Genomic DNA, 13,578 nt, shown 5'->3' on the forward strand with positions numbered 1-13,578 from the left:
CCACGGGAACCCGGTGGCCGCCGCGGAGAGGTACAGGGCGTGGAGCACAACGAACAGCCGGTCCGCCCGGCACACCCGCCCGACGACGGCCCGGACGACGACGGCCGCGACGACTCACGCGTACGGGAACGCATCCGCGCGGGCGACCGGGAGGCCTTCGGCGCCCTCTACGACCGGTACGCGAAGTCCGTGCACAGCCACGCCTGCCGCCTCACCGGCGACCTCTCCGCCGCCGAGGACGTGATGTCGGAGACCTTCCTCGCCGCCTGGCGCACCCGCGAGGAGATCGACCCCGAGGGCGGCTCCCTGCGGCCCTGGCTGCTCGGCATCGCCACCAACAAGGCGCGCAACCACCGGCGCGGGGTCGGCCGCCGCCTCGCGTTCCTGGCCCGGCAGCCCAAGCCCAAGGAGACCGAGGACTTCGCGGAGGCCTCCGCCGAGCGGCTGGACCACCAGCGGGAGCTGGCCGCCGTACGGGCGGTCCTGGACCGCCTGCGGCAGCCCGAGCGGGAGGTGCTGGCGCTCTGCGTCTGGGCCGGGCTGGACTACGCGCAGGCGGCGGACGCGCTGGGCGTCCCCGTCGGCACCGTACGGTCGCGGCTCTCCCGGGCCCGTACGCGGCTGCGCGGACTGGCGGGCGAACACCTGGAGCGGGAACGGAACGAGTCCGGGCGGGAACTTCGCCGGGGCCGCGGAGAGGTAGGAGGCAGGGCGGCATTCGTCGCCCTGCCAGGAGAGGGGGGATCGCGATGACCGCGACCACGGGTACCGGCGCCGGCCGGGACGACCGCGACGGCCGGGGCGGCCTGGACGACCGCGCCGAGCTGGCGCGGCTGCTGCCGCCCGCCACGGCATTCGACCTTCCGCCGGGCCGCCACGAGCACCACAGGGAACGCCTGATGAACCAGATCGACCTCGACACCGCCGCCGCGCCCGCGAAGGACCGCGCCCCCGCCCGCCCGCGCCTGCTGCGCCCGTCCTTCCTGGCCCCGGTCACCGCGCTCGCGCTGGCCGGTGCGCTGGTGGCGGGCTACTCCGCGCAGGGCGGCGGACAGGCCCCGGCGCGGGCGGGCAGCGGCGCCCCGGCCTCGGAGCGCGCCGGGAACGCGCAGCCGGTGGCCCTCGTGCTCAACCGGATCTCGGACGCGGCGGCGAAGAGCGGGGCCGGGCCGGTCGGCGACGACCAGTTCGTCTACGTACGCAGCCAGGTCCAGGACAGCGACCTCACCAGCGGCAAGCTGGTGACGGGCCCGCTGGCGGAGCGCGAGATCTGGTACGCGCAGAAGCCCGGCCCGCAGAAGAAGCTCGGCTACATCCGCCAGGGCGGCGAAATCTCCCCCATCAACGCCGAGTTCGGGGACGAGGACGGCACCCGCGAGGGCATCAGCCGTCCCACCTACCGCTGGCTGGCCGCCCTCCCGACGGACCCGCGCCGGCTGCTGGACCACCTCACCGCCCTCACCCCGGAGTCCGATACCCAGGAGCACGCCCAGGCGGTGTTCGACCAGATCGGCGACCTGATCCGCGAGACCGTGCTGCCGCCGGAGACCGCCGCCGCGCTCTACAAGGCCGCGGCCCTGATCCCCGGCGTCACCGAGGCCCCGGACGCGGTGGACGCGCTCGGCCGCCACGGGGTCGGTATCGCCCGCGAGGACACCCGTTTCGCCACCCGCTCGGAGTGGGTCTTCGACCCGGAGGGGCTCTCCTTCCTCGGCTCGCGCACCTTCCTGACCAAGGACAGCGAGATCGGCGGGAAGGGCGCGCTCCTCGACGCCCAGGCCGTGCAGAAGCGGTCCGTGGTGGACGAGGGCGGGGTCCGGCCGCAGGACTAGTACGGAGAGCTGTGGGAGGGGGCTGGCCGGACTCCGTACAGGGAAGTCCGGCCCGCCCGGCCTCGTACCACCGGACGCCACACCCCGGCGCTGGCCCACACCAGCCCACCGAGCGTCACACCGGCACCGGCCCACACCGGCACCGGCCTACACCAACGGCGGCCGTACCGACATCAGCAGGTGCCGGTGGGTCTCCGACCCCGCCTCGTCCGTGATCATCGCCCGCTGGCCCGCTCCCATCATCAGCAGCCGCAGCGTCGGCTCCTCGAAGGAGGCCAGGGCGTCCGCGAGATACCCCGGGTGGAACGCCACGGTCATCTCGGGGGCGCCCTCCAGCGTCGCGGGTAGCCGCTGGGACGCCACGTCGTCCTCGTAACCGGCTTGCAGATGTACGGAGTTGTCGGCGGCCGAGAACGTCATCTGCACCGGGCTGTCCCCGTCGGCCACCACCGAGACCCGCTTGACGGCCTCCACCAGCCGCGCCCGGTCCAGCACCGCCACGGCCGGGCCCTCCAGGGCGAACAGCTTGTCGTGGCGCGGGAGCCGCCCGTCCAGCAGCCGCACGGTGGTCCGCATCCCCGCGTGCTCGAACCCCGCCGAACCGGCGTCCAGGGCGACACTCACCAGCCCGGACCGCCCCAGCGAGCGGGCGATCTCCGTCAACCGCCGGGCGGAGACGACGACATCGGCGCTCTCGTCGCCCGCCGCCGCCTTCCACGGAAGGGTCCGCACGGCGAAGCGGTACCGGTCGGTCGCCGCGAGCGTCATCGTCCCGCTCTCCCCGTCGAGGCCCAGCCGGATCCCGGTGAGCGTGGGCAGGGTGTCGTCCCGCCCCGCCGCCACCGCCACATCGGCGACAGCCGCCGCGAACTCCGCCGCCTCCACCGCGCCCCGCACCTGCGGGAGCGACGGCAGCGCCGGGTAGTCGTCCAGCGGCAGCACGGAGAGGCCGAAGCGGGCGCCGTCCCCGGAGACGGTGAATCGGGACCCCTCGACCGCGCACTCCACCGGCCCGTCCGGCAGCACCTTGCAGATGTCCAGCAGCCGCCGCCCCATGACGAGCACCTTCCCCGGGCGCACGACCTCGGCGGCCTCCACGTCGATGCGCGCGGACGCCTCGTAGTCGAGACCGCTCACGCGCAGCCGCCCGCCCTCCGTGTCCAGCAGGAGCCCGCCCAGTACGGGAACGGGGGAGCGGACCGGCAGGACGCGGGCGGCCCACGCCACGGCTTCGGTCAGGGCACTGCACTCGATGCGGAACTCCACGCTGGGGCCTCTCCTCACAGGTCGTCCGGACACGGACGACGCCAGGGCGTGTCCGGCGGATCAGGACCGGGTCCGCGACGCCTGGCACGGCACCTCGCGGCGTTGCCGCAACGCCCGAATCGCTCCGCGATGAGGACGTTCCAGCGCCTTGCGATGCACCGCACCAGACGCCGCGGCCTATCCGGTCCTGATCCGCCGGACACACCCTAGAGGCCACCACTGACAACGAGCCGGGGCCGGGCACCCGCCCAGGGCGGGAGAGCTCCGGCACCGGCGCCAGCGACCACCCCCGTGAGCCGCTGCGACCGGTACCGGAACACCACGTTCGGACCATAGATCGGTGGGTAGGGGCACGGGGAGGTTCAATGCGCCCAGTGGGGCGCAGACGGGGGTAACACTCCGCACAGTGATGCACAGTGATGATCGGGGGATCATGTGCGAGCACGTCAACGGGCCGACGACCTGCTGCGGATGCAGCGGCTGGCGAGGAACGGCGGATCGGCGGAGCTGCTGCGCTGGCTGGCGGGGCGCGCCGACGGCTGGGCCGGAATAGCCTCCTCCGACGGTACGTCGCTGAGCGCGTCGGGGACGCTGTCCGGTGGCGCGTCGGGGACGGTGACCGGCAGAGGGCCGGGGACGGTGTCCGGTGACGCGAGCGCGGCCGGCGGCTCCGGCATCCCCGATGTGACCGCGCTGGTCGCCGAAGGCGTACGGGCGTTGACCGAGCGCGGGGCCCTGGCGTTCTCCCACGACACCGGCGCGCACACCCTGCTCCTCTTCCCTCTACCTGGGTACGACCCGCACGGCGAGGAGCGCGGTACCGCCCCCCTCCTCGCCGTCGTCACGCCCCGCCCGGTGGCGGCCGGGCTCGCCACACTGCTGGCCGATGCGCTGATGCCGCTCTCCCTGTGCTGGGAGGCCGAGGCGGTGGAGCGCAAGCGGCGCCGGGTGGACCTCGCCGAGTCGCGCGGCCGGGAGGCGGTGCTGCACCTGCTGATGACGGGCCAGCTCTCCATCGCCCAGCAGGTGGCCGGTGCGCTGCGGCCCCGGCTCCCCGACCCCGTACGGGTGTGTGTCGTGGAGTGCCGAGGAGGCAGCCGGGACGAGGTGGCCCGGGTCTGCGCCGAGGCGGACGGCGGGCGATCCTGGATCGTGCGGTGCCCTGTCTACGCCCGCCACCTGATCCTCGTGATGCCGGCGGAGGACGGCCGGGGCAGCGGAACCGCCACCGACGAGGCCGTGGCCGCGCTGGTGGCGGGCTGCGTGGTGGGCGTCAGCGAACAGGTGCCGCTCGCCGACACCGCCACCGGCTACCGGCAGGCGTTCCACGCCCTGGCGGTCGCCCGCGAACTCCCCACCCGGCACGCCCGGTTCGGCCTCGCACCGGAGCCCGCCCTCGTCGTCGGGCACGCGGGGCGGCAGTGGGCCGAGGCCCTGCTCACACCGCTCCTCACGCACGTCCCGCGCCGGGCGCAGGACCCGGGGAGCCAGGAGCTGACGGCCACGGCGGCGTCCTGGCTGGCGTTCTCGTCGCACGCGACCGACCACCTCAAGGTCCACCGCAACACCCTGGCCGCCCGCCTCAAGCTCATCGGCGAACTGCTGGGCCTGGACCTCCACCGGCTGGCCGACCAGTCGGCCCTCGACCTGGCCCTCCGCATCCGGTCCACCCCGGCCCCGGTCTGCACCCCGGACTCCGGAGAGACGGAACGTACAGCGTCCTCCGGACAGCGCGACGGCGGGAGGGCACACGGCGGGACGGCACAAGGCGGGGCATCACACGGCGGGGCGGCGCAGGCCCTCGGTCTCGATGAGGTCCTGCGCCGCCCCGCCGTCCAGGAGTGGGCCGCCCGCCAACTGGCCCCTCTGACCGGCCCGGTCGGAGGACCGGCCGAGGAGACCCTGCGGGCCTGGCTGCGCTGCGAGGGCCGCCTCGGCCCGACGGCGGCCGAGCTGGGCATCTCCGTCCCCGGCACCCGCAAGCGCCTCACCCGGCTGGAGACCGCACTCCAACGCTCCCTGCTCCGCCCCCCGAGCGCCCGCTACGACCTGTGGCTGGCGCTGCGGGCGCGGGAGGTGACGGCTACTTCGTGAAGATGAAGTATTTCCAGGCGCCGTGCGTCGTGGAGTTGACGTTGTCGCCGGACGAGCCGTCGACGTACGAAGCGCGCACGCGCATCTTGTAGCCGGTCTCGTGCGGCCCCAGGAGTTCGACGACCGACTTGCCGTTGGGGGCGAGCGCGAAGAACTCCTGGCCCGCGTCGTACCACTTGCCCTGGTAGTTGAGCTCCAGGGACAGCCGCTGCGCACGGCCCTTGTGGTAGGTCATGGACGTGGTGAAGACGGGGTTCTTCTTCTTGCTGTAGTACGCGTACGAGGTCTTCCCGATCTTCGCCGTCTTGTACTGCTTCGACAGCGTGGTCGAGACCTTGACCTTGGCGTACGCGGTCGACTTCACCGTCTTCGGCGCGTACCGGGCGTCCCCGGCGAACACGGCGGTCACCGTCGTGTCGCGCTTCATGTTGACCGTGACGGACAGGTTGCCCTTGGCGTTGACCTTCGCCTTCTTGACCAGCTTCTTCGGCTTGTCGGCGCCGAAGGGGTCGGCCCAGATCTCGACGACGCGGTTCTTGTACGTCTTGCCGAGGGTCGCGGTGAAGGAGACGTTCTTGTTGTACGCGTGGAGCGACTTGTTCCGGTTGAGCTTCAGGGAGGTCGCGGCGCGCGAGACGGTGACGGCGGCGGAGCCGGAGGCCGCGGTGTGCTGGGCGCTGCCCGCGTAGGTGGCCTTGTACGTCACCTTGCCGCCCGCGGGCGGGGTGTCCTTGAAGGTGAACGCGCCCTTGGCGTCCGTCTTCACGGTGCCGAGCGCCTTGCCCTTGGGGGACTCGACGTCCGTACGGGTCACGGTGACGGGCGTGCCGGCCGGGAGCGCCACGGAGGCCTTGACGGAGCCCTTGACGGTGAGCGCCTTGGCGCGCGTCGCCTTGGCGGGGGCGCTGATGCTCAGGGTGGCGACGGACCGCGTCGGATCGGTGAGCACCCGGAGGGAACGGGTCCCGTGGCTGTTGGCCGAGACGGCGAACAGCCGGCTGCCGTCGGGCGCCCAGGCCAGACCGGCCGGCTCCAGGCTGTCCGATCCGCTGTACGCACCGGTGTTGGGGAAGTCGTACGTCCGCACCGGGACGGTCTTGGACGCGCCCTTCGGGTAGATGTAGACGTCCGGGTCGTAGGCACCGTCGATCCCGGCCGCCACCGTCCCGTTGGGGGCGATGTCCACGGCATTGGGGTAGTGCTTCGAGGTGTAGCCCTGCTCCGCCCGCAGGTCGGACGTCCGGTACACCTGGTGGAAGTAGGGCGCACCGCTGGCGACGACGAGCTGGGCCCCGTCCGGGCTCACCGCGATGTCGCGCAGGTTGCTCGCGTCCGCCCGGAGGCGGGCGGTCCGCTCGGCGGTGCCCGACGCCACGTCGTAGACGGCCAGCTCGGACGGGCTCAGGCCCTCCTGCGCCGCGGCCAGCTTGTCCGGTGCGCCGGGCGAGGATGCGAGGACCGGCGCGGAGTACCACGTACGGTCCGTGTCCTGGTCCAGCGTGACCACCGGCTCCTCGCCGGACAGGTCCAGCGAACCGATGTTGCCCTCGGCCGCCGCCCCGTAGCCGAACCAGAGCTTCCCGCCCGCCAGGGCCGGGTGGGTCGGCCGGGTGCCCAGGCCGATGTCGTAGCGCGCGGACTCGGTCAGGGTGGCGGTGTCGATGGCCACGATGTGGTCGGAGGCCGCCACACCCGCGTACAGCGTGCCGGAGTCGGCGGACAGCTCCAGACCGGTCACCCCGGGCAGTTCGCCCAGGACGCGGACGACCTGGCCGGAGTAGTCCGTGGCGAGGATCTGGCCGGACTGCGGGTCGCTGATGAACACCCGCTGGTGCACACCGTCGGCGACGATGTCGCCGAGCGAGGCTGCGGGAAGGATTCTGCTGCTGTCGGCCGCGGCCGGGTTCGCCGTCCCGCCGACCAGCACCACGGAACTGAAGAGGACCGCGAACGCCGTCGCGGTCGAAATTCTGCGCGTGCGCACAGTTACTGATACCCCCACGGTATGAAGGGGCCGCGCGTCACCCGGGATGAGAGAAGCGAAGGGGCGCGGCCCGGATCGCAGAATAAGCCATGCCACCGACAAGGGAGCGCACTTTTCGCGCCCCTCGGAGCAGCCGCGCGCCCCGCGTACCGGGGCCTCCGCGCCCGGCAGGGGAACACCTGGTGCATTAATTCTTTATTCGTTCACCGGCGGCGGGGCACCTCCATTCGATGAAAGCATTCTGCGCTCCGAAGAAACCGTTTCCCATTTTCCGATGAGAAAAAGGGGGCGTGTTTGGTCCCATTTCGCCGGACTTTTTGGGTGCTTCTGTGCGTAATGTGCTGCCGGAACACGAGGGCTTCCGGGAAACCGTGAAACGGCTCGGAAGCCGCCGCCTCGCACAGAAAAACGGTTTCTGATGAAGCTCAGAACTCCTCATCTTGCAGTACGGCGCCTTGTCTCCTCCTGGCTCACCGCCGCGGTCACCGCGACGGTCGCCGCCGCCATGGTGGCCGTGACGACGGCCCCGGCCTTCGCCATCGCCACGCCCGTACCGCTCGGGACGGCGGACAGTTTCGCGGTGCTGGCGGGGGAGTCGGTCACCAACACCGGGCCCACCGTGATCACCGGCGACGTCGGCGTCAGCCCGGGTACGGCCATCAGCGGATTCCCGCCCGGCCTCGTCAACGGGGTCCAGCACTCGGCGGACGCGGTCGCGCTCCAGGCCAAGTCGGACCTGGTGGTGGCGTACAACAACGCGGCGGGCCAGGCCACGGACGCCGCGCTGCCGCCGGACGCCGGGGGCCTGACGCTGGTGCCCGGCGTCTACACGGCCTCCTCGACGCTCGGCCTCACCGGCACGCTCACCCTCGACGCCGAGGGCGACCCCAACGCGGTGTGGGTCTTCCAGGTCGGCTCGGGTCTGACGACGGCGTCCGCGAGCCGCGTCAACCTCATCAACGGCGCCCAGCCGTGCAACGTCTTCTGGCAGATCGGCAGTTCGGCCACGCTCGGTACGGACTCGACCTTCATCGGCAACATCCTGGCGCTGACCTCGATCAGCGTGACCACCGGCGCGACCATCGAGGGCCGGGCGCTGGCCCGTAACGGCTCGGTCACCCTGGACAACAACCGCATCACCCGCTCCACCTGCTCGGGCGGCACCACGTCCGGCACGACCACGGGCACGACGACCGGGACCACGGTGGGCACGACGACCGGGACCACGACGGGCACCACCACCGGCACCACGGGCGGCGTTCTGGGCGGGGTGCTCGGCGGCGTCCTGACCGGCGGTACGACCGGTGGCACCGGCGGCGTTCTGGGCGGGGTCCTCGGCGGCGTCCTGACGGGCGGCACCACCGGAGGCACCCCGGGCGGCTCCACCACCGGGACGACCACGGGCAACACCGTCGGCAACACCTCCGGGAACATCGCCGGCAACACGGGCGGCGGCAAGGGCGGTGTCATCGGCGGCGGCAAGGGCGGCGGCAAGGGCGGTCACACCGGCGGCAACAAGGGCGGCGGCACCGGCGGCCACTCCGGCGGCCACGACGGCGGCTACGGCTACGGCGACGGACGCCCCGGCGACCACGGCCCCGGCCACGGCGAGCAGCACGGCGGCTACGGCGACAAGCCCGAGGGCCCCGGCCACCACGAGGGCTGACCGGCGGCGCGGCCCCCGCGCTGCCCGATGACCGGCGTGCGGCGGGGCATGTCCTCCGGCCCCGCCGCACGCTTCCACACGACGTACGACGACAAGTAGCGACGAACGAGAACAGGGCGGGGCTGGGGCACGTGCTGGGTGGAGTCACGACGGAACACGAACGCGGACACGTACGCGGACACGTCCGCAGAAGAGTCCTCAACACCGCCGTGGCGCTCTGCCTGACCACGGCCCTGGCCCACGTCGGCCTGGTCTTCCTGCACGTGGCACCGTCGAACGTGGTGTCGCAGCGCTTCAACTCCCAGGTGGACGCCTGGGTCTACCCCCTCTTCGAGCAGAACTGGCGGCTGTTCGCGCCCGACCCGGACTCCGTCAACCGCCAGATCCTCGCGCGGACCGCGCACACGGCCCCGGACGGCTCCATCGAGGTCAGCGACTGGGTGGACCTGACGGCGGTGGACACCGCCGCGATCAAGCACCACCCCCTCCCGAGCCACACCGCGCAGAACATGCTGCGCCGGTCCTGGACGTCGTACGCCGAACTCCACGGCGGCGACGACCTCTCGCGCTCGGACCGGGCCGTGATGATGCAGCGCTACCTGCGCAACATCGCCGCGGACCGCATGGCCGAACGGGACGGCAAGCCGTTCGAGAACATCCAGCTGCGGGTGGTGACCGTCCCCGTGCCCGCCCAGGGCAGCGCGGACGACGACGACCGCCGTACGGCCGCCGCGAAGAACGCCGATACGCGGCTGCTGCCCTGGTGGAAGGTGACAACGGATGCCTGAGCCGACCGACAACGCGCCCGGTACGCCCGGGCAGGCGGACAACGCGCTCCGTGTGCCGGGGCAGGCCGACGCCGCGCTCCGGGTTCCTGGGCAGGCCGACGCCGCGCCCCGCCCGCTGGTACGGGTCACGGGAGCCGCGCGCCACGCATGGGCGCTGCTGACCGACCGCCCCCTCTCCCTCTACGCGGTGTCGGTCCTGCGCATCGGCTACGGCCTGCTCTATCTGGTCTTCCTGCTACGGGAGTTCCCACACCGCGACGCGATCTGGGGCCCCGGCTCCCCATGGACCCCGGACCTGGCCCGGCAGCTCTTCGACCAGACCGGCTGGGCCAGTGTGCTGACGCTCTCCGACAGCCGCCTCTACTTCGAACTCTGTTACGCCGCCGCGCTCGTCGTCAGCCTCCTGTTCCTGCTGGGCTGGCGGACCCGCGCGGTCTCCGTGCTCTTCGCGGTGGTCGTGGCCTCGTTCCACGCGCGGTCGATCTTCATGACGGACGGCGGCGACAACCTCGTCCTGCTGATGGCGCTCTACCTCGTCCTCACGGCGTCCGGCCGCCGCTGGTCCCTGGACGCGAGAAGGGCCCCTCGCGCACCCGTACTGCCACCCCAACTGGCCGCGGCAAGAAGCGCGTTGGTCACCACGCTCCACAACTGCGGACTCCTGGTGATCGGCATCCAGGTCTGCTTCCTCTACGGCGCCGCAGGCCTCTACAAGGTCCAGGGCGGCACCTGGGGAGCCGGAACGGCCCTGCACTACGTCCTGAACCTCGACCTCTTCCAGCCCTGGCCCGCGCTCTCCCACTGGGCGGACAGCCAGGTGCTCGCCATCGCGGTGGTCGGCTACCTGACGGTGCTCCTCCAGGTGGCGTTCCCGTTCGTGCTGTTCGGCAGGCTCAAGTACCCGGTGCTGACGATGCTGCTCGGGATGCACCTCGGCATCGCGGTGCTCATGGGCCTGCCGCTGTTCTCGGGCGCGATGATCATCGCGGACGCGGTGTTCCTGCCGGACCGCTTCTGGATCGCGGCCGGGAGGCTGGCCCGGCGGGCGCTGGGACGTACGGAAGAGCCGAAGCCGGTACGGGCAGAAGCGCCGGAGGCACCGCGTGGCGCGGTGCCGAAGCAGGGCGGCCGCGCCACCCCCGTACACGATCGTCCTTAGGGCGCGGACCGTACGCCCGGTCCCGCTCCCGACCCCGGCCTGCGGTCCGCCGGCAGTGCGCAGGCCGGGGAGCCGCCGGGGAGGCGGGTGCGGTTGGCGGCGACGAGCCGGTAGACGCCGTGGGCGATCCACCGCACCGGGGGCAGGGTGAGCAGCCCGCCCAGCCAGGCCCAGCCCCCACCGGCGCTCAGCAGCAACTTGGCGACGGCCTGCGCGCCCCCGTACACCGTCCCGAGCGGCGAGACCCACAGCACCTCGTGCTCGGCCCGCTCCTGGGTGACACCGAGGCCATCCAGGTCGGCGAACTGCCAGGGCGTGACGGTGCATTGCGGACGCACGTACCGCGTCAGGAAGTTCACCGAGGTCGTGCAGAAGGCGCAGTCACCGTCGTAGACGAGGGCGGGCCGAGCGGGCACGGTTCACTCCGCCCAGGTGACGAAGGCGGACCAGGCGTCGGGCGCGACGGCGAAGGCGGGTCCGTCGGTGACCTTGGAGTCACGGACGTGGACGGAGTGAAGGCAGGCGGCGACCTCGACGCAGTTGCCGCCGCTGCCGCTGCTGTAGGAGGAGGTACGCCAGTCGAAGGCGACCTCGATGCAGTTGCCGCCGCTATCGCTGCTGTAGCTCGACGTGAACCACCGGAGGGTGCTGCTCATTCCTTCACTCCTGCCAACCGCATGATGAGGTCCAGCGATTCGCGAGGACCCAGGGCCTGTGACCGGATCTTCGCATAGCGCTGAGCGTAGATGCTCACCTTCGCCGGGTCACTGATCAGCAGGCTCTCGTCCTGCGGCTCCAGATAGACGAGATGTTCATGCGTCGAGGTCTCCATCAGGTCCATTTCGCCGCGAGCACCCGCGTACTCCCCATACTTCCCGGCATCCAATGGCAGCACCAGCAGCGTGACATTGCGCCGCCGGGCGCACTCCACGAGATAGAGCAGCTGCTCCCGCATGATCTCTTCGCTGCCGATGACCCGGCGCAGGACGGACTCGTCGATGATGATCTCGATCATCGGGAGCGGGTCGCGGTCGAAGAGGGCCTTGCGCGCCATCCGCAGCTGCACCAGCTCCTCGACGCGCTCGTCGGAGAGCGGCGGATATCCGCCACCGATGAGCGCCCGCGCGTACGCCTCCGTCTGGAAGAGCCCGTGGATGACGTTGGCGGCGAACAGTTGGAGGCTGATGGCGGCCTGCTCCAGCAGCGCGTAGTCCTGAAACTGCTCCGGCAGCCGTTCCATCCGCATGTACAGCCGGGCCGTCTCGAAGACGTCGCTGCCTTCGGTGAGGACCCGCTTCAGCGCCACCAGCATCGCGTCACTGGCGGGCTGTGCGCACGTCTCCATGGCGCTGACCGCAGCGGCCGAGTAGCCGAGTTCGTCGCCGAGCCGGTCCTGCGACCAGTCACGCTGGATGCGCAGCATGCGCGTCACTTTGGCCACCAGCTTCGCCGCCGGACTGGCCGTTTCCTTGTTCTCCGCACTTGCCATGACGTGATCTCTTTTCGACTCAACCGAACTCAACCGGTCACTACGCGATGTGGCTGAAATCAACTGCCCAACAGCGAAGTTCGCGCAGGTCAACGGCTGTGCGACGCCCCTCGCCAGTCGTAGAGAACGCTAGGTGATCGGGGTCACAATCGCCCTGTGAATGCACTGAATGGTGAGCGCAATATCGAGTGGGTCCCGGACTCGGGATTCCAACTCCGCAAGGCAGGCGTGCAATTCGACGCGGTCCGCGTGGACGGCGAGATCGGGCGACGGCTGGCCGACCTGATGGAGGAGTTGGTCGGCGGTGAACCGGGCCCGGTGGTGACCGAGGCGAACGGGAGGCGCGGGGTCTACTTCTTCGTACCGCCGGGTTCGACGGCGCACCGCTGCTGGCCGCGTGAGGTGACGATTCTGAACTCGACGAGGAACCGCGTGAGTTACGTACCGGTCCCGGCGCTGGGGGGCGGGACGTGGCCGCTGTCGTGGCGGTACCCGCCGACGGCTCCGGGCCGCTTCGTCCACACGCTGATCCTGATCAACGCGGCGGAGTCGCTGCTGTACTACGGCCGAGATAGGTGACGGGCCCCGGATCGGGGACGGCGATCTCGTGGAAGCCGACGCGGTCGTAGAAGGCGCGGGCGGAGGTGTTGGCGGTGACCATGGAGAGGTGGACGGCCGGGACGCCCCGGGCTCGGAGGGCGCCGAGGAAGGTCTCCATGAGCCGGCGCCCGTACCCGTACCGCTGGTGGCTGGGCAGCAGGTCGATGTGGAGGTGGGCCGGATAAGCGTCCAGCTCCGGCAGGACCATGCGCTCGGGGTCGTACAGGAGCCCGGTCATCATCTCGGTGGGGGTGGGCGGGGAGTGCGGCCGTACGGGGGCGGGGTGGCGGTCCGTCAAGCCCGGGAGCCACTCGGTGCGGTAGCGGGCGACGAAGGACGCGGTGTCCGCCGTACCGACGATGTAGCCGACGGCCCGCCCGCCGTCCTCGACGACGAAGGCCAGCTCGGGTTCGAGGACGACGTAGGGCGCGGCGAAGATGTTCGGCAGGAGCTCCGGGTCGGGGTAGAGGTGGCGGGAGTCGCCGCCTTCGTGCCCGGTGCGTACGCAGATGTCGAAGAGGGCGTCGCGGTCGGCGGGGCGGTACGGGCGCAGGAGGGCGTGGGTCATGGCGCCGATCCTTGGGGGTGCGGGAGCGCCCCGCAACTGGGTTCGGGCCGGGGGTGGTCGGGGTTCCGGCGGCGGCTCTCTAGGCGTGGGTGCCGTGGTGCTCGTAGGGTGCCGGAGTGCCGAATCCACGCC

The 13,578-nt window shown here is 71.7% G+C and carries 13 protein-coding genes; 7 read left to right on the top strand and 6 right to left on the bottom strand.

The genetic code is table 11. The features are described 5' to 3' along the window. Positions 1-132 precede the first annotated feature (132 nt). Together GTY67_RS18035 and GTY67_RS18040 are read left to right on the top strand one after the other, a co-directional pair. Positions 133-753, top strand: coding sequence for an RNA polymerase sigma factor (locus tag GTY67_RS18035; RefSeq protein ID WP_161280148.1), 621 nt, complete (start codon positions 133-135; stop codon positions 751-753). Next, positions 750-1,832 carry a CU044_5270 family protein gene (locus GTY67_RS18040; protein WP_161279336.1) on the top strand — a complete coding sequence of 361 codons (1,083 nt, stop codon included), beginning with the start codon at positions 750-752 and terminating at the stop codon, positions 1,830-1,832. The genes GTY67_RS18035 and GTY67_RS18040 overlap by 4 nt, the downstream gene beginning before the upstream one ends. Before the next feature lie 147 nt (positions 1,833-1,979). On the opposite strand, the gene dnaN is transcribed toward GTY67_RS18040, so the two are convergent. Continuing rightward, positions 1,980-3,098 (bottom strand): DNA polymerase III subunit beta, encoded by a 1,119-nt coding sequence (dnaN, locus tag GTY67_RS18045; RefSeq protein WP_161279337.1) that lies wholly within the window; start codon positions 3,096-3,098, stop codon positions 1,980-1,982. 471 nt (positions 3,099-3,569) lie between these two features. Between dnaN and GTY67_RS18050 the strand changes: the two genes are divergently transcribed. Then, positions 3,570-5,192: a helix-turn-helix domain-containing protein gene (locus GTY67_RS18050; protein WP_161280149.1), complete on the top strand. Its 1,623-nt coding sequence runs from the start codon at positions 3,570-3,572 to the stop codon at positions 5,190-5,192. Here GTY67_RS18050 and GTY67_RS18055 read toward each other — a convergent pair. Then, positions 5,182-7,176, bottom strand: coding sequence for an Ig-like domain repeat protein (locus GTY67_RS18055; protein ID WP_161279338.1), 1,995 nt, complete (start codon positions 7,174-7,176; stop codon positions 5,182-5,184). The two genes, GTY67_RS18050 and GTY67_RS18055, sit on opposite strands and share 11 nt — an antisense overlap. A 418-nt stretch (positions 7,177-7,594) precedes the next feature. On the opposite strand from GTY67_RS18055, the gene GTY67_RS18060 reads away from it, so the two are divergent. The 3 genes from GTY67_RS18060 to GTY67_RS18070 all read left to right on the top strand — a co-directional run bounded on the left by GTY67_RS18060 (position 7,595) and on the right by GTY67_RS18070 (position 10,789). After that, the gene (locus tag GTY67_RS18060) at positions 7,595-8,842 is read left to right on the top strand and encodes an ice-binding family protein (protein ID WP_161279339.1); all 1,248 of its coding nucleotides are present in this window, start codon (positions 7,595-7,597) and stop codon (positions 8,840-8,842) included. 131 nt (positions 8,843-8,973) lie between these two features. Next, entirely contained in the window at positions 8,974-9,630 is a 657-nt protein-coding gene (locus GTY67_RS18065; protein WP_343238701.1) for a DUF5819 family protein, read from the top strand. Next, complete coding sequence (locus tag GTY67_RS18070) at positions 9,623-10,789, top strand: HTTM domain-containing protein (protein WP_237502648.1); 1,167 nt, start codon at positions 9,623-9,625, stop codon at positions 10,787-10,789. The genes GTY67_RS18065 and GTY67_RS18070 overlap by 8 nt, the downstream gene beginning before the upstream one ends. Here GTY67_RS18070 and GTY67_RS18075 read toward each other — a convergent pair. The 3 genes from GTY67_RS18075 to GTY67_RS18085 are packed head-to-tail and all read right to left on the bottom strand — an operon-like array spanning position 10,786 to position 12,278. Next, a complete protein-coding gene (locus GTY67_RS18075) occupies positions 10,786-11,205 on the bottom strand; it encodes a DUF393 domain-containing protein (protein WP_161279340.1) in 420 nt (139 codons plus the stop codon). The genes GTY67_RS18070 and GTY67_RS18075 overlap by 4 nt on opposite strands. A 3-nt stretch (positions 11,206-11,208) precedes the next feature. Then, positions 11,209-11,445, bottom strand: a complete 237-nt coding sequence (locus GTY67_RS18080) for a DUF397 domain-containing protein (RefSeq protein ID WP_161279341.1) — start codon at positions 11,443-11,445, stop codon at positions 11,209-11,211. Beyond that, the gene (locus GTY67_RS18085; protein WP_161279342.1) at positions 11,442-12,278 is read right to left on the bottom strand and encodes a DUF5753 domain-containing protein; all 837 of its coding nucleotides are present in this window, start codon (positions 12,276-12,278) and stop codon (positions 11,442-11,444) included. The genes GTY67_RS18080 and GTY67_RS18085 overlap by 4 nt, the downstream gene beginning before the upstream one ends. A gap of 156 nt (positions 12,279-12,434) precedes the next feature. Here GTY67_RS18085 and GTY67_RS18090 point away from each other — a divergent pair, with 156 nt between their 5' ends. Beyond that, positions 12,435-12,857, top strand: coding sequence for a hypothetical protein (locus GTY67_RS18090; RefSeq protein ID WP_093690101.1), 423 nt, complete (start codon positions 12,435-12,437; stop codon positions 12,855-12,857). Here the strand turns inward: GTY67_RS18090 and GTY67_RS18095 are convergent. Beyond that, on the bottom strand, positions 12,814-13,446 hold the full coding sequence (locus GTY67_RS18095) for a GNAT family N-acetyltransferase (protein WP_161279343.1): 633 nt from the start codon (positions 13,444-13,446) through the stop codon (positions 12,814-12,816). The two genes, GTY67_RS18090 and GTY67_RS18095, sit on opposite strands and share 44 nt — an antisense overlap. Positions 13,447-13,578: the final 132 nt, after the last annotated feature.

The sequence above is a fragment of the Streptomyces sp. SID8374 genome, assembly GCF_009865135.1.
Lineage (GTDB): Bacteria > Actinomycetota > Actinomycetes > Streptomycetales > Streptomycetaceae > Streptomyces.

Excerpts from the sequence above, each read along its gene's own strand:
- GTY67_RS18040 (WP_161279336.1), top strand. The coding sequence starts at position 750 with ATGACCGCGACCACGGGTACCGGCGCCGGCCGGGACGACCGCGACGGC.
- GTY67_RS18050 (WP_161280149.1), top strand. The coding sequence starts at position 3,570 with ATGCAGCGGCTGGCGAGGAACGGCGGATCGGCGGAGCTGCTGCGCTGG.
- GTY67_RS18060 (WP_161279339.1), top strand. The coding sequence starts at position 7,595 with ATGAAGCTCAGAACTCCTCATCTTGCAGTACGGCGCCTTGTCTCCTCC.
- GTY67_RS18070 (WP_237502648.1), top strand. The coding sequence starts at position 9,623 with ATGCCTGAGCCGACCGACAACGCGCCCGGTACGCCCGGGCAGGCGGAC.
- GTY67_RS18080 (WP_161279341.1), bottom strand. The coding sequence starts at position 11,445 with ATGAGCAGCACCCTCCGGTGGTTCACGTCGAGCTACAGCAGCGATAGC.
- GTY67_RS18085 (WP_161279342.1), bottom strand. The coding sequence starts at position 12,278 with ATGGCAAGTGCGGAGAACAAGGAAACGGCCAGTCCGGCGGCGAAGCTG.
- GTY67_RS18095 (WP_161279343.1), bottom strand. The coding sequence starts at position 13,446 with ATGACCCACGCCCTCCTGCGCCCGTACCGCCCCGCCGACCGCGACGCC.